The organism is Pseudomonas azotoformans, assembly GCF_001579805.1.
GTDB lineage: Bacteria > Pseudomonadota > Gammaproteobacteria > Pseudomonadales > Pseudomonadaceae > Aquipseudomonas > Aquipseudomonas azotoformans_A.
The window spans coordinates 3,690,419-3,705,842 of sequence record NZ_CP014546.1 but is presented as its reverse complement, the minus strand read 5'-3'; the positions used below and the strand labels follow the sequence as shown (position 1 = coordinate 3,705,842).

The window sequence follows — 15,424 nt, the reverse complement described above, 5'->3', positions numbered from 1 at the left end:
ATACACAGCGATACAAAAAGCCCAAAGGACGACCTGGATCAATAAACCGCCCTCGCCGCTCGGCTACCTTCGCGACCTTTTGCGACCCGTGCCCATGCCTCCGATCCTCGCCCCCGAACTGCTCGCCCCCGCCGGCACCCTGAAAAACATGCGCTACGCCTTTGTCTACGGCGCCGATGCGGTCTACGCCGGCCAGCCGCGCTACAGCCTGCGGGTGCGCAATAACGAGTTCGATCACGCCAACCTGGCCCTTGGCATCCAGGAAGCCCACGCCCTGGGCAAGCGCTTTTATGTGGTGGTGAACATCGCGCCGCACAACGCCAAGCTGAAGACCTTCCTCAAGGACCTGGCGCCGGTGATCGCCATGGGCCCGGACGCGCTGATCATGTCCGACCCTGGGCTGATCATGCTGGTGCGCCGGCATTTCCCCCAGATGCCGATCCATCTGTCGGTGCAAGCCAACACGGTGAACTGGGCCAGCGTGGAGTTCTGGCAACAGCAAGGGATCTGTCGGGTGATCCTGTCGCGGGAGTTGTCGCTGGAAGAGATCGACGAGATCCGCCAGCAGGTGCCGGCCATGGAGCTGGAAGTGTTTGTGCACGGTGCGTTGTGCATGGCCTATTCCGGGCGTTGCCTGCTCTCGGGCTACATGAACAAGCGCGACGCCAACCAGGGCACCTGCACCAATGCCTGTCGCTGGAAGTACCAGGCCACCCCGGCGGTGGAAAACGCCACGGGGGAAATCGTCCAGCACTGCCAGCCTACCCTGGGCATTGGCGCGCCCACCGATCAGGTGTTCTTGCTTCAGGAAGCCAACCGCCCCGATGAACAGATGCCCGCCTTCGAAGACGAGCATGGCACCTACATCATGAACGCCAAGGACCTGCGCGCCGTGCAGCACGTGGAGCGCCTGACCCGGATGGGTGTGCACTCACTGAAGATCGAAGGCCGCACCAAGTCGCACTTCTACTGCGCGCGCACCACCCAGGTGTATCGCCAGGCCATCGATGATGCGGTGGCCGGTCGCGCCTTCGACCGCACCCTGATGACCGACCTTGAATCCCTGGCCCAGCGCGGCTACACCGAAGGTTTTCTGCGCCGTCATGTGCACGATGAATACCAGAACTACCAGAACGGCAGCTCCGTGTCAGAGCGCCAGCAGTTCGTCGGCGAGCTGACCGGCGAACGCCGGGGCGAGCTGGCCGAGGTCAAGGTGAAAAACCGTTTTGCCGTAGGCAATCACCTGGAATTGATGACCCCTGCCGGCAACTTCCACTTCGACCTGGCCACTTTGCACAACGCCAAAGGCGACGCCATCGACGTCGCGCCGGGGGATGGGCACACCGTGTATGTGCCGCTCCCGGCGCAGATGGACCTGCGCTTTGGCTTGCTGATGCGCGACCTCTAACGCGTCGCCGCGCAGAACCGGTGGATCGCCGCGCAGGCCTGGCGCAACGAGTCGTCATCCAGGGCATAGGCGATGCGCAGGTACGGCGCCAGGCCGAAGGCGCTGCCGTGCACCACGGCCACATTGGCTTCGTCGAGCAAGGCGTGGGCGACGTCCTCGTCCGTCTCAAGCAACCTGCCGGCGGCCGAGGTGCGCCCCAGTAGGCCAGCGCAAGAGGCAAAGGCGTAAAACGCGCCGCTCGGGCTGATGCATGCCAAGCCAGGTATGGCGTTGAGCAAGGACACGACCAGGTCGCGGCGCCTCTCGAAGACCGCCCGTGACTGGCGGATAAAGTCCTGTGGCCCGTTCAAGGCAGCAATGGCAGCGTGCTGGGAAATCGCGCTGGCCCCCGAGGTCTGCTGGCCTTGGAGTTTTTCCATGGCCTCCAGCAGCCAGCGCGGGCCGGTGGCGAAGCCGATGCGCCAGCCGGTCATGGCATAGGCCTTGGAGACGCCGTTCATGGTCAGCACCCGAGGCGCCAGGCGCGGCTCGACCTGGGCCAAGGTGTGGAACGCCTGGCCGTCGAACAGCAGATGCTCGTAGATGTCATCCGCCAGCACCAGCACATGGGGATGCTTGAGCAACACGTCGGCCAGCGCCTGCAATTGCGGGCGATTGTAGACAGCGCCCGTCGGGTTGGACGGTGAATTGAGGATCAGCCAGCGGGTGCTGGGGTTGATCGCCTGGTCGAGGGCGGCCGGGGTCAGTTTGAAGCCGTCCTCGGCGTTGCACGGCACAATCTTCGACGTGCCGCCACACAGCTCGACCATTTCCGGATAACTGACCCAGTACGGCGCGGGCACGATCACTTCGTCGCCTTCGTTGAGGGTGGCGGCGAGTGCGTTGTAGATCACATGCTTGCCGCCGTTGCTGACGAGGGTGTCTTGCCAGGTCACGTCCAGGCCGTTTTCGCGACGGAATTTCTCCGCCACCGCTTCGCGCAGGGCGCGCACGCCAGCGACCTGGGTGTAGCGCGTATGGCCATTGCGGATCGCCTCGATGCCGGCCTGGCGGACATGCTCCGGCGTATCGAAATCCGGCTCGCCAGCGCACAACGAAATGACGGTTGCGCCTTCGGCCCGGCGCGCGGCGACGCGGTCGATGATGCGGTAGGTGGCGGACGGTTGCGCCTGGGCCAGGCGCTTGTTCAGGGTATTCATGAGCCCTTCCTCTGCAAGGTGTGATAACCCAGGGATTCACGGGCCTGCTTCAGCGTCTTGCCCGCCTCGATCTGCGCGCGGATCTGCGATTCCACCGCTTCGATCTGCCGTGCCACCTGCGCCACCTCAGCGGCACGGGCGCGGGGCACCACCAGTACGCCATTGGCGTCGGCCACTACGATGTCCCGGGCGCACACGCGGGTTTCGCTGATTGCCACCGGCTGGTTCACCGACAGCACTTCGACGCGGTCCTTGCCGGTGCGCATGTAGCGGCCACGGGTGAACAACGGGTAGCCATCGCCCAGGGCTTTGCTGACGTCGCGGCACACGCCGTCGATCACCGTGGCGGCTATCCCGCGCGTGCCGGCGTACTGGGTCATGATGTCGCCCCACACCGTGCAATCGGTGCGCCCGGCGTTGGCGATGACCACCACGTCCCCTGGCAGCACATCTTCGATAAAATCGCCCACCGAGCCCGGCGGCGTGTTGGCCGGCACGTATTGCACGGTAAATGCCGGGCCCACGACGGTGCCACAGTAGTTATCCAGCGGCGCGATGCCCAGGCATTGGCCGGGGATGCCCAGCTTGTCCATGGCATCCGAGACGCCAGGGGTGTCCAGCCCTTCGAACAGGGCGACCAACTGTTGATCGTTCATCGGGCAGACTCCACGTGGATGGCTTCGAATTGGCTGTCGTGCATCACATCGGCGACCGCGCGGCCGCTGCGCACGGCGTCGACCATGCCGGCTTCACGGGCAGCGATGCGCTCGCCCAGGTCGAGCACTTCCTCGATCACCGCAGCCGGGATGAACACCGTGCCGCAGCGGTCAGCGATCACGAAGTCATCTTGCGCGACGTCGACACCGCCTACGTTAAGGGTGACGCCGGCGTCCACCTGCACCACTCGGTTACGCGCGCTGATCATGGTCACGCCACGGCCGTACACCGGATAACCAATGGACGCGCTGCCGTCGATGTCACGGCTGAAACCGTCGATCACCGAACCCCGGATATGTTTGGCGACGGCGGCGTTGGCGATGATGTCGCCCCAGCAGGAAATGCCATCGATGCCCCCTGCAATCACCAGCACGCGGTCATCGGTGGTAATCGCGTCGATCACCGGGGAAATCAGATGCGTCGTGGGCGCGTCATCGGTCTTGGGGGCCAGTTTGACCGTGCTGGCCCGGCCGACCACTTTGGGACAGTCCCACAATGGCCGGATGCCGACCACCGCGCCCGTCAGTTGCAGGAAATCCAGTGCGTCGGAAACCGTGTTGGTATCGAGTTCAGCCAGGCGCTGAAGCGGGTCGACAAGTGACATGAAATGAGCCCCTGTTGTGGTTGGGGCTCAAGTCTCACTGAGGGGTGGTGATCGGTATATTCGTATTAACGTTAGGCAAACATACGCTTTACCTATGAAAGATCAGATCCGGAACTGGCCGACCAACTGCCCCAGGCGCTGGCCCAGATCCGCCAGGCTGCGAGAGGTCTGGGCGCCCAGTTGGGTCTCATCGGCCACGCTGTCCACCGCCACGGCAATCTGATGCACGCTGCGGTTGATCTCTTCGGCCACGGCGGTCTGCTCCTCGGCGGCGCTGGCGATCTGGGCGTTCATCGAATTGATGGTGCCGATCAACTGGGCCATGGTGTCCAGGGACGCCCCGGCTTCGTTGGCCTGGGCCGAGGTGCCGTCGCCGGCATCGCTGGAACGGCGCATGGCCTCCACCGCAGCCTCGGTGCCTTTTTGCAGGCGGTCGATCATGCCCTGGATTTCCTGGGTGCTGGTCTGGGTGCGACTGGCCAGGGCGCGCACTTCATCGGCGACGACCGCAAAACCACGCCCGGCCTCCCCTGCTCGCGCCGCTTCGATGGCGGCGTTGAGCGCCAGCAAGTTGGTCTGTTCGGCGATGGAGCGGATCACGCTGAGCACACTGACGATGGAGGACACGTCCTGCTGCAGGCTGTCGAGGGACACACCGCTGTTACGGATGTCGTTCACCAGCGCATGGATCTGCGCAATGCTGCCATCTACCACACGCTTGGCGGCCTGGCCTTCGGCGTCGGTCTGCTGGGCCGCGACCGAGGCACCCTGGGCACTGCGCGCCACTTCTTGCGCAGCCGATGACATCTCATTGATCGCGGTGGCGACCTGATCGGTCTCGTGGCGCTGGCGTTCCATGGCTTGTTCGGAGCGCTGGGCCTGATCGGAGACCTGGCTGACCAGGCCGGTGAGCTGGCTGGTCATCTCGGTAATCTGGCGCACCAGGCCGTGGATCTTGTCGACAAACCGGTTGAACGCGCCCGCCAGGTCGCCCAGCTCGTCCTGACTGGTGATGGCCAGGCGGCGGGTCAAGTCACCTTCGCCGGCGGCGATGTCGTCGAGGTTGGCTTTCATCAGGTGCAGCGGACGCAGGATGGTATTGGCCAGCAGCATGCCCACGGCCGCGATCACCAACAGCACCACCACCGCCACGCCCAGGATACTCAGCAGCACGCCTTCCATGCGTTTCTGCACCTTGGCTTCGACCACCGCCACCTGGGCTTCAATGCCGTCCAGGTTCACCGACGTACCGATGACCATGTCCCATTTCGGCAGGTATTCGGTGTAGCCGAGCTTGGGCACCAGTTCGGTCTGGCCCGGCTGGGTCGAGCTGTATTGCAGGTAGTGGGTGCCGTCCTTGCCGACCTTGACCAGGTCGCGATTGACGTACACACCATTGGGGTCGCGGTTGTCCTTGAAGCTCTTGCCCACGCCGTCGGGGCTGTTGCCCTTGAACAGGCGGATGGTCTCGGAGTCGTAGCCGAAGAAGTAACCGTCCTTGCCGTAGCTGGTGTTCGACAGGAGCTTGACCACTTGGGCGCGGGCGGCGGTATCACCGGGGGCCGCCGCGTCGTAGAGCGGCTTGACGGTGGTCATGGCCACTTCGACATAACTTTGCAGCGTGGCCTTGGCGTCGTTGAGCAGGCGCTGGCGGGTTTCATCCACCTCATTGCGCGCCTGCCCCTGCAGGATCCACACGGTGGTCAGGCTGATGACCACGGCAAACAGCAACACCGGCACTACGGCGAGGGACAGGACTTTGGCCTTGAGGCTCAGACGCATGGCTTTTCTCTCTCTTATTAGTGGCGACTGGAGAGGTTATCGGCCGGTTACGCTGAACCTGTAGATCAGAGGGTCATCGCCGCCAGCCAGCCAAACGCCAGCAACGGGATGTTGTAGTGCAGGAACGTCGGTACCACCGTGTCCCAGATATGGTGATGCTGACCGTCGACATTCAGGCCGGAGGTCGGGCCGAGGGTGGAGTCCGAAGCAGGCGAACCAGCATCACCCAGGGCACCGGCCGTGCCGACAATGCACACGATGGCCACCGGGCTGAAGCCCAGCTGCACGCACAGCGGTACAAAGATCGCGGCCAGGATCGGCACCGTGGAGAACGACGAGCCGATGCCCATGGTCACCAGCAGGCCCACCAGCAACATCAGCAACGCGCCGACCCCACGGTTATGGCCGATGAACGCCGCCGAGGTTTCCACTAGCGAGCGCACGTCGCCCGTGGCCTTGAGTACTTCGGCAAAGCCTGACGAGGCGATCATGATGAAGCCGATCATAGCCATCATCTTCATGCCTTCGGTGAACAGGTCGTCGGTATCGCGCCAGCGCACGATGCCCGACACCGAGAAGATCAGGAAGCCGGCCAGGGCGCCGATGATCATCGAGTCCAGCCACAGCTGGATGATGAACGCCGAGGCAATCGCCAGGCCGGCCACCAGCAGGGTCAGCGGGTTGTATTGCACCGCCACTTGCTCGACGCGCTCGATTTTTTCCAGGTCGTACACGCGCTTCTTGCGGTAGCTGATAAACACCGCCACCAGCAGACCCACCACCATGCCCAGCGCCGGCAGGCTCATGGCGTGAGTGACGTTGACCTGGCTGATGTCCACCCCGCTCTTGGCCACGTTGGCCAGCAGGATCTGGTTGAGGAAGATATTGCCAAAGCCTACCGGTAGGAACATGTAGGGCGTGATCAGGCCGAAGGTCATCACGCAGGCGATCAGGCGGCGGTCCAGTTGCAGCTTGGTCAGCACGTACAGCAGCGGCGGCACCAGCAACGGAATGAACGCGATGTGGATCGGCAGAATATTCTGCGAGGCAATCGCCACCACCCACAGCAAGCCGATCAGCAGCCATTTGACGTGATTGCCGCCGCTGGCCTCCTGACGGTCCACCAGCAACAGCGCCTTGTCAGCCAAGGCGTGGGCCAGGCCGGATTTGGCAATCGCCACGGCGAAAGCGCCGAGCAAGGCGTAGGACAATGCAACGGTTGCACCACCGCCCAAGCCGCCGTTGAAGGCTTTGAGCGTGGCGTCGATGCCCAGGCCACCGGTCAAGCCACCCACCAGGGCGCCGACGATGATGGCGATGACCACATGCACGCGGGACAAACTGAGCACCAGCATGGTGCCGACCGCGGCAATGACTGCGTTAATCATGGTTACCTCAAGCAGAAAAACAAAAAAACAGGCATGCCCGCGCCCAGGCGGCCATGGGGTGGCAGCCAGCGTGCAGGCTTGAAGGAGGTCTTATTAGAGGGCGCGCACTTTGCAGCAGGTGGCGTCGCATGTCAAAAAACGGCGCCGCTTTCAGATTTCAATTGAACGTTTAAATAATAAAGATTCGGAAAAAGTGGCCGATAGCCTGACTCTCTGTGTTTTCAGGTTTAAGGATGCTCCTCGATGTCCCTCAGACAGCTCTCCATTCAATGGAAAATCACCCTGCTCGCTGGCCTCTGCCTGCTGGGAATCGTGACCCTGCTGGTGGGTCTGTCGTTGTATCGCATGGAGCAGAGTTCGCAGCAGGTCAAGGCGTCCAGCATGCAGATGCTGGATGAAGCCGCCCAGGCGCGCATCGAGGCCCAAGGCGAAGTGCAGGCATTGGGCATTCGCCGCCAGTTCATGGACGCCTACCAATACGGTCACGGTTTTTCCCGCCAGGTGCTGTTCTTGCGTGAGCAGGCCGAGAAGCGCTTCCTCGATGCCTTCGACACCCGCGAAGACCTGACCCGCCAGGTCAAGGCCGCGTTGCAGGCCAACCCGGATTTGCTCGGCCTGTCCCTGGTGTTCGAAGCCAATGCCCTGGACGGCAAGGATGAGCTGTTCGCCGGCCAGGCCGAGCTGGGCAGTAACGACAAAGGTCGCTTCGCCCTGTACTGGTCGCAGCCGACACCCGGCAAGCTGGAGTCGATGGCGTTGCCGGAAAGCGACATGTCCGACACCCGCGTCGGCCCCAGCGGTGAAAAGGCCAACGCCTGGTTCACCTGCCCCCGCACCACACTCAAGCCGTGCGTGATCGAACCGTATTTCTACAGGATCAACGGGCAAAACGTGCTGATGACCAGCATCGTGTTCCCGTTGATGGTCAACGGCAAAGTCATCGCCTCGCTGTCGGTGGACATCAACCTCAACAGCCTGCAGGCCGTGAGCCAACAGGCCAGCCAGAAGCTGTACGACGGCCAGACCCAAGTCAGCATCCTCAGCCCCACCGGTTTGCTCGCCGGCTACAGCCCGGACGCGAGCAAGCTCAGCCAGCGCCTGGACCAGGTCGATACCGCCAACGGTGCGCAATTGATCAGCGCCCTGGCCAGCAGTACGCAAATCCGTAGCCTGCGCACCGACCACCAACTGAAGGTACTGGCACCGTTCGCGCCAATCCCGGACGGCAAGTCCTGGGGCGTGTTGCTGGATGTGCCGGAGAAAGTCCTGGTCGGCCCAGCTGAAGCATTGAAAGCACAGATGGACGCCGATAACACCCGCGGCACCTTGCTGGAACTGGGCCTTGGCCTGCTGGCTGCGGTGGTCGGCTTGATCCTGGTGTGGTTGATGGCCCGCAGCGTGACCCGCCCGATCCTCGGCGTGGCCCGCATGCTCGAAGACATCGCCAGCGGCGAAGGCGACCTGACCCGGCGCCTGGCCTACGACAAACAGGACGAGCTGGGCCAACTGGCCGGCTGGTTCAACCGCTTCCTCGACAAGCTGCAACCGATCATTGCCGAGGTGAAACGCTCGGTGCAGGACGCCCGTGGCACAGCCGATCAATCCGCTGCGATTGCCACTGAAACCAGCGCCGGCATGGAACAGCAGTATCGCCAGGTCGACCAGGTAGCCACCGCGTCCCATGAAATGAGCGCCACTGCCCAGGACGTGGCGCGCAGCGCTGCCCAGGCCGCACAAGCCGCCCGCGACGCCGACCAGGCCACCCGTGATGGCCTGAAGGTGATCGACCGCACCACGCGCAATATCGGCGAGTTGGCGGCCGACATGAGCACGGCCATGACCCAGGTCGAAGGCCTGGCCGCCAACAGCGAAAAAATCGGTTCGGTGCTTGAAGTGATTCGCGGCATTGCCGAACAGACCAACCTGCTGGCCCTCAATGCTGCCATCGAAGCCGCCCGCGCGGGTGAGGCCGGCCGTGGCTTTGCGGTGGTGGCCGACGAAGTACGCAACCTGGCGCAGCGCACCCAGGAATCGGTGGAAGAAACCCGCCTGGTCATCGAACACCTGCAAAGCGGCACCGAAGAGGTGGTCGGCTCCATGGGCAACAGCTATCGCCAGGCCCAGGGCAGCGTCGAGCAGGTGGGGCAAGCCGTGACGGCCCTGCGCCAGATTGGCGATGCCGTGACGGTGATCAGCGACATGAACCTGCAGATCGCCAGCGCCGCCGAAGAGCAAAGCGCCGTGGCCGAGGAGATCAACAGCAACGTGGCAACCATTCGCGATGTGACCGAGTCGCTGTCGGAGCAGGCGAATGAATCGGCACGGGTGAGCCAGGCGTTGAACAGCCTGGCGAATCAGCAGCAGGGGTTGATGGATCAGTTCAGGGTGTGATCAGCCCCTTGCCGAAGCGACAGGCTTATCCCTGGCGCTTCGGCAATTCGATCAGCACTTTCAGCCCGCCCAAGTCGCTTTCCTGCAACTGCAGCACCCCGCCCCACACCTCGACGATATCCCGCACGATCCCCAGCCCCAGGCCATGACCATGGATCTGTTCATCCAGGCGCGTGCCACGGCTGAAGACCTGGTCACGCTGGGTTTCAGGAATGCCGGGGCCGTCATCTTCTACCGCCAACAAGTAGCTGTGCTCGGCCTCGGTAACGGTCAAGCGCACCTCGGCATCCGCCCATTTGCAGGCGTTATCCAATAGATTGCCGAGCAACTCCAAGAGGTCTTCTCGGTCCCAGGGCAGCTGCAAGCCGGGCGCGGCATGGGAGCTCAGGTCCAGGTGTTCACCGTGGATCATGTTGAGGATAGCGAGCAAGCCGGGCAGTTCTTTTTCGCAATCAAACAGCGCGCCCGGCAGGGTTTCGCCCGCCAGGCGAGCACGATTGAGCTCGCGGTTAAGGCGGTGCTGCACCTGCTCCAGGTGATCGCGCAACAGCTTACCCAGCTCAGGATGATCCTTCAGCGCGTCGCTCGACGCAGCGCTCAACAGCACCGCCAGCGGGGTCTTGAGGGCATGGCCGAGGTTGCCCAGGGCATTGCGTGAACGCTTGAGGCTGTCTTCGGTGTGAGCCAGCAGATGGTTGATCTGCGCCACCAGCGGCTCCAGCTCCTGCGGCACCTGGGTGTCGAGTTGTGAACGCTGGCCCTGTTGCAGTTGGGCGATCTGGTTACGCGCGGTTTCCAGCGGGCGCAAGGCGCGGCGCACAGTGATCCGTTGCAGGATCAGCACCAGCAGCAGCGCCGCCAGCCCCAGCACCAGGCCGATCTGGCGCATCAAGCGGAAGCTTTCCCGCACTGGCGTGTAGTCCTGGGCCACGCTGATGGAAATCGACTGGCCGAAGCGTTTGTAGTCCTCGCGCAACACCAACAGTTGCTGGCCTTCCGGCCCCAGTTGCAGGTTGCCCTTGAGTCCCGCCTCGGGAAGATGCGGCAGGTCCTGGTCCCACAACGAGCGGGAGCGCCAGTGCTTATCGGCGAAATCAATGCGGAAATAGTGCCCCGAAAACGGCCGTTGATAGGCCGGCGACAGGCGTTTCTCATGCAGTTGCAAACCTTCAGGGCCACGTACCAACGCCACCAACAAGCTCTCGCTGTCGTTGCGCAAGCCGGCTTCCAGATAGCGCTGCAACCCCGTTTCGAATAACCACAGGCTGGTTTGCGCCAGCGCTACGCCGACGACCACCATCACGCTGACCAGGCCCAGGCTCAAGCGCCGTTGGATCGACCTCATGCGCCGCTGGCGCCGAACCGGTAACCCTGGCCGCGCCGGGTCTCGATCACACTGCGGCCCAGCTTGCGACGCAGGTGGTTGACGTGGACTTCCAGCACATTGGAGTCGCGCTCGGTTTCGCCGTCATACAGATGCTCGGCCAGGTGGCTTTTCGACAGGATCTGTTCGGGGTGCAACATGAAGTAGCGCAACAGACGGAATTCGGCGGCGGTCAGTTGGATCTCCGCGCCCTCGCGCAGCACGCACTGGCGGCCTTCATCCAGGTGCAGGCCGGCGGCCTGCAGGGTCGGTTGATTCGCATGACCGTGGGAGCGGCGCAACAGCGCCTGGATGCGCAGGTGCAGTTCCTCGGGGTGAAAGGGTTTGCTCAGGTAATCATCGGCGCCCGCCTTGAGCCCTTCGATGCGCTCGGCCCAGGAATCGCGGGCCGTGAGGATCAGCACCGGGATGGCCAGGGCGGCGGCACGCCAATGCGCCAGTACCTCAAGCCCAGGCAAACCCGGCAGGCCCAGATCAAGAATGATCAGGTCATAGGGTTCGCTGCGCCCCTGGTACGCGGCGTCGCGACCATCGGCGAGCCAATCGACGGCATAACCCTGGCGTTGCAGCCCGGCCAGCAGTTCATCGGCCAGGGGAACGTTGTCTTCCACCAAGAGCAGGCGCATCAGTCTTCCTCGTCTTTGATCAGCACACCCGTGGATGCGTCCAGCTTGATCTCGCGCACCACGCCGTCGGCGGTGACCAGTTCCACTTCATAAGCATATTTGCCATGCTTTTTTTCAAGCTCGGCTTCCAGCAGACGCGAACCGGGATGACGCCCCATGGCCTGCTCCAGCAACTGCTCCAACGGCAAGATGATCCCCTGCTGGCGCAGTGCCAAGGCCTCATCCTGATCAAGATCGCGGGCCGCCAGGCTTGAGCAAAAAACCAGGAGCACCAACGCCACTCGACTGCCGGTGTTTAAATTTACCTTCATTACGTTTCCTGATGATTCTTGAGAACCTGCCCAGTGAGCGCGTCCAATTCAATCTCCCACTCGATGCCGTTGGTGTCTTCCAGTTCAACTTGGTACAGGTACTTGCCGTACTCTTCGTCCAGGTCGGTATCCAGCAGCGTCGAGCCAGGATGCAGGGCCAGGGCCGTGGCTTCCAGTTGATCAAAGGCGACAATAGTAACAGTGGCAGGCACTTTCAGTGGCTTGTCGGGGTCCACGGCTCGGGCCTGGGTCGCCGTGAGGACGATGATACCGGCGGCGACCAGCACTGTGAGGCGCTTCATGGAGAGTCTCCGTTTCAAGATTTTTCCTACGTCCGCCACCGTACCGTCTGCAACTTAACTGAAACTGAATTGCCACCATGGCAATTTCCCACAAGCCTCTTCACCCATCGCCGTGAGAGATTTCCTATACTGCCCCGCTCGTTGCATGAGAGACCGGAATGACAGCCATCCACATCAAGTTTCCCGCCCTGACCCTCAAGGCCGGCAAACGCGCCTTTACCCGCATTCGCGAGCAAGGCCTCACGCCGGCCGACGTCGGCATCCTGCCCGGCGCGGCCGGCGGCCCCAAGGCATTGGGCATCCAGGGCCTGGACCTGGCGCTGTTCGGTGATTGGCTACCCCGCGCGCCACGGGAACGGGCATTGGTCGGCGCGTCCATCGGCTCCTGGCGGTTTGCCAGTGCGTGCCTGCCCGACCCGGTGCAAGGCCTGCTGGACCTCGGCCGCCTGTACAACGAACAAAGCTTTGCCAAGGGCGTGACCATGGCCGAGGTCAGCCAGAGCTGCCAGCGCATGCTCGACGACCTGCTGGCCGGTCGCGATGCGCGGGTGCTGGACAACCCGAACTATCGCCTGAACATCATGGTGGTCAAGAGCCACGGCCTGCTCGCTGATGACCACCGTGGGCGCCTGGGACTCGGCCTGTCGTCGGTGATCGCCGACAACCTGCGCGGCCGCGCGCGGCTGTCGCGGCACTTTGAACGGCTGATCATCCACGACCCACGCCAGGCGCCACCGGTGCATCCCTTAAAGGATTTCCCCTCGCGCTTCCTGGCCCTGGAACTGGGCAACCTGCGCCAGGCCCTGCTGGCCTCGGGCTCGATTCCCATGGTGATGCAAGGCGTGCGCGACCTGCCGGGTGCAGGCGCCGGCACCTACCGCGACGGCGGCCTGTTGGACTATCACCTCGACCTGCCTTACCACGGCGACGACATCGTGCTGTACCCGCACTTCACCGATCGGGTCATCCCCGGCTGGTTCGACAAGGGCCTGCCGTGGCGACGCAGCAACCCGCAGGGTTTGCAGGATGTATTGCTGCTGGCGCCTTCCAAGGACTACCTCGCCCGCCTGCCCCACGGCAAACTGCCGGACCGCAGCGACTTCAAGCGCTTCATGGGCGACGACCCAAGCCGTAACAAGTACTGGCAGACCGCGATGAGCGAGAGCCAGCGGCTAGGCGATGAGTTTCTGCAACTGGCGGATAACGGCCAATTGGGCGAGCGCCTACAGCCCCTGTAGCCGCCGTCCCCCCACTAACCACGATGCGAAGCGAGCCGCTCTTGATCGTGATCTTGATCTTGCTTTTGATCTCAGGCGCCCCGTCAAACACGCTGGCCGAACGCAGGCTTGAATCCGTGGGTAACCCGGCAGGACGCCGGGTTAGCCGCGCTGGGCCAAGGATGGCCCATCGCGGCGGCCCACGGATTCAAGCCTTCGTTCGGGCACACCGAGCCTAGGCGAGGTGCCGAGTGTTGGGGCAAGAGCGCTTTGGTTACTTTCGCGCTTTTCGAAAGTGACCCGCCGTAAGGGCGGAACCAATATCAGGCGTCATCCAAATAACGGATATGTACCCCGCCCACCTCCAACATCCAGTTCGCCTGTCAGACCGCCAGCGGGAGCAAGCTCCCTCACCACATGCAATCTATATTTCGCCAGCCAGCCGGTACCTACAGAGGGACGGTATGCGCGGCAAGGGCTCAAGCTGTTAAACTCGCCGCCTGCCAGATACCTGACCGAGCTGAAAACACTGTGGAAATCTTCAAAGAATTTACCTTCGAGTCCGCCCACCGCCTGCCCCACGTACCGGAAGGCCACAAATGCGGGCGCCTGCATGGGCATTCGTTCAAGGTGGCGATCCACCTGAGCGGCGACCTGGATCCCCATACCGGCTGGATTCGCGACTTCTCGGAGATCAAGGCGATTTTCAAGCCGCTCTATGAACGCCTCGACCACAACTACCTCAATGACATCCCAGGCCTGGAAAACCCCACCAGCGAAGTGCTGGCCAAGTGGATCTGGAACGAGTTGAAGCCCCTGCTGCCTGAGCTCAGTGCAATTCGTATCCACGAAACCTGCACCAGCGGTTGCATCTATCGCGGCGAATAAACCTGCGATGTGAAAAAACCACCCTGCGCGGTGGTTTTTTTGTACCTGCCTCCCTTACAGTCGTGACTTCCTGCCCGCAAGGAGCCCGCTGCAATGATGCGCCCCGCCACTGCTGCTGATGTTGCTGCCATTGAGGCTATCGCCCAGGCCGCCTACTCGCCGTACATCGAACGGATCGGCCGCAAGCCCGGCCCGATGCTGGAGGATTACCGCCAGTGGGTGCAGGCCGGTGGCGTACATGTGCTGGAAAATGCCGGGAGAGTTCAGGGTTTTATTATCCTGCTGGATGATGGCAACGCGCTGTTGCTGGATAACCTGGCGATTGCCCCGGATGCCCAAGGGCTGGGCTTTGGGCGATTGCTGATGGACTTTGCCGAGCACCAGGCGCTCGATGCCGGCTTCATGGCCATTCGGCTGTACACCAACGAAGCCATGACCGAGAACATCACGCTGTACACCCGTCGAGGCTATGTCGAGACCCACCGGGCCGAAGAACACGGCCTGCGCCGGGTGTACATGACCAAACAACTCGCGGAGTAACCCATGGAGAACACTTGGCTGGCCCAGGCCAAACGCTTGCAGGCGTTGGCGTCCACGGGGCTGCACTTTTGCACCGATGATTTCGAGCGCGAGCGCCTGGAAGAGATTGCCGAGATTGCCCACAGCATGCTCGCGCAGTTGGGCAATGTGCCCTTGGAGCGCATCACTGGGTTGGTTACGGACTTCGCCAAACGCTACTCGACGCCGATGATCGATGTGCGCGGTGCGGTCATTCAAGGCGATCGGATTCTGCTAGTGCGGGAGTTGACTGATGGTTGCTGGGCGTTGCCGGGTGGTTACGCTGATATCGGCTTGTCGGCGGCGGAAAACATCGTCAAGGAGATTCGCGAAGAAGCCGGACTGACGGTGACCGCGCGGGCCCTGTACAGCTTGACGCACAAGGCCAAGGGCTTGTATCGACCGGATGTGCGCGACTTCTACAAACTGTACTTCCTCTGTGAACCGGTAGACCAGTCGGCGCCGATGGCGGGGTTCGAGACCACCGAGGTGGGCTTTTTCCGCCTGGACGAGCTGCCGCCGCTGTCCCGCGGGCGCACCATTGAAAGTGACCTGGAAGCCGCATTCGCCTTCCATCGTGGCGAGACCACCCAGACGCTGTTCGACTGATCCAATTTGTATCACTGCTGCACCGCTTTCGTGCCCGATT

15 protein-coding genes and 1 pseudogene are annotated in these 15,424 nt (G+C 62.8%); 7 read left to right on the top strand and 9 right to left on the bottom strand.

From position 1 onward, the window contains the following. Positions 1–94 precede the first annotated feature (94 nt). Positions 95–1,408, top strand: a complete 1,314-nt coding sequence (gene trhP, locus AYR47_RS17330; protein ID WP_061436072.1) for a prephenate-dependent tRNA uridine(34) hydroxylase TrhP — start codon at positions 95–97, stop codon at positions 1,406–1,408. Here trhP and AYR47_RS17325 read toward each other — a convergent pair. The 5 genes from AYR47_RS17325 to AYR47_RS17305 form a co-directional block, all read right to left on the bottom strand. Then, on the bottom strand, positions 1,405–2,607 hold the full coding sequence (locus AYR47_RS17325) for a pyridoxal phosphate-dependent aminotransferase (protein ID WP_061436071.1): 1,203 nt from the start codon (positions 2,605–2,607) through the stop codon (positions 1,405–1,407). The genes trhP and AYR47_RS17325 overlap by 4 nt on opposite strands. Then, complete coding sequence (locus tag AYR47_RS17320) at positions 2,604–3,263, bottom strand: RraA family protein (protein ID WP_061436070.1); 660 nt, start codon at positions 3,261–3,263, stop codon at positions 2,604–2,606. Before AYR47_RS17320 ends, AYR47_RS17325 begins: the two co-directional genes overlap by 4 nt. Continuing rightward, a complete protein-coding gene (locus AYR47_RS17315) occupies positions 3,260–3,928 on the bottom strand; it encodes an RraA family protein (protein ID WP_061436069.1) in 669 nt (222 codons plus the stop codon). Before AYR47_RS17315 ends, AYR47_RS17320 begins: the two co-directional genes overlap by 4 nt. 102 nt (positions 3,929–4,030) lie before the next feature. Then, on the bottom strand, positions 4,031–5,710 hold the full coding sequence (locus tag AYR47_RS17310; RefSeq protein WP_033899750.1) for a methyl-accepting chemotaxis protein: 1,680 nt from the start codon (positions 5,708–5,710) through the stop codon (positions 4,031–4,033). A gap of 65 nt (positions 5,711–5,775) precedes the next feature. After that, positions 5,776–7,095 (bottom strand): Na+/H+ antiporter family protein, encoded by a 1,320-nt coding sequence (locus AYR47_RS17305; RefSeq protein WP_162240118.1) that lies wholly within the window; start codon positions 7,093–7,095, stop codon positions 5,776–5,778. A gap of 246 nt (positions 7,096–7,341) precedes the next feature. Here AYR47_RS17305 and AYR47_RS33430 point away from each other — a divergent pair. Further along, positions 7,342–8,583 (top strand): annotated as a pseudogene (locus AYR47_RS33430) (PDC sensor domain-containing protein); the annotation flags it as partial. Positions 8,584–8,733: 150 nt separating this feature from the next. After that, the gene (locus tag AYR47_RS33425) at positions 8,734–9,489 is read left to right on the top strand and encodes a methyl-accepting chemotaxis protein (protein ID WP_420492067.1); all 756 of its coding nucleotides are present in this window, start codon (positions 8,734–8,736) and stop codon (positions 9,487–9,489) included. A gap of 25 nt (positions 9,490–9,514) precedes the next feature. On the opposite strand, the gene AYR47_RS17295 is transcribed toward AYR47_RS33425, so the two are convergent. Genes AYR47_RS17295 through AYR47_RS17280 form a run of 4 tightly spaced genes read right to left on the bottom strand, consistent with a single transcriptional unit; the run spans position 9,515 to position 12,112 of the window. Beyond that, entirely contained in the window at positions 9,515–10,834 is a 1,320-nt protein-coding gene (locus AYR47_RS17295) for a sensor histidine kinase (RefSeq protein WP_033899744.1), read from the bottom strand. Further along, positions 10,831–11,499: a response regulator transcription factor gene (locus AYR47_RS17290; RefSeq protein WP_061436066.1), complete on the bottom strand. Its 669-nt coding sequence runs from the start codon at positions 11,497–11,499 to the stop codon at positions 10,831–10,833. Before AYR47_RS17290 ends, AYR47_RS17295 begins: the two co-directional genes overlap by 4 nt. Next, entirely contained in the window at positions 11,499–11,810 is a 312-nt protein-coding gene (locus AYR47_RS17285; protein ID WP_033899740.1) for a PepSY domain-containing protein, read from the bottom strand. The genes AYR47_RS17290 and AYR47_RS17285 overlap by 1 nt, the downstream gene beginning before the upstream one ends. Next, a complete protein-coding gene (locus tag AYR47_RS17280) occupies positions 11,810–12,112 on the bottom strand; it encodes a PepSY domain-containing protein (RefSeq protein ID WP_033899739.1) in 303 nt (100 codons plus the stop codon). The genes AYR47_RS17285 and AYR47_RS17280 overlap by 1 nt, the downstream gene beginning before the upstream one ends. Positions 12,113–12,270: 158 nt before the next feature. On the opposite strand from AYR47_RS17280, the gene AYR47_RS17275 reads away from it, so the two are divergent. The 4 genes from AYR47_RS17275 (at position 12,271) to AYR47_RS17260 (ending at position 15,384) form a co-directional block, all read left to right on the top strand. Beyond that, positions 12,271–13,350 carry a patatin-like phospholipase family protein gene (locus tag AYR47_RS17275; protein WP_033899736.1) on the top strand — a complete coding sequence of 360 codons (1,080 nt, stop codon included), beginning with the start codon at positions 12,271–12,273 and terminating at the stop codon, positions 13,348–13,350. Between the two features lie 510 nt (positions 13,351–13,860). Further along, the gene (queD, locus tag AYR47_RS17270) at positions 13,861–14,217 is read left to right on the top strand and encodes a 6-carboxytetrahydropterin synthase QueD (RefSeq protein WP_003190259.1); all 357 of its coding nucleotides are present in this window, start codon (positions 13,861–13,863) and stop codon (positions 14,215–14,217) included. A gap of 93 nt (positions 14,218–14,310) precedes the next feature. Further along, a complete protein-coding gene (locus tag AYR47_RS17265; protein WP_033899733.1) occupies positions 14,311–14,757 on the top strand; it encodes a GNAT family N-acetyltransferase in 447 nt (148 codons plus the stop codon). Between the two features lie 3 nt (positions 14,758–14,760). Continuing rightward, a complete protein-coding gene (locus AYR47_RS17260; RefSeq protein WP_033899731.1) occupies positions 14,761–15,384 on the top strand; it encodes an NUDIX hydrolase in 624 nt (207 codons plus the stop codon). The last annotated feature ends 40 nt before the right edge of the window (positions 15,385–15,424 follow it).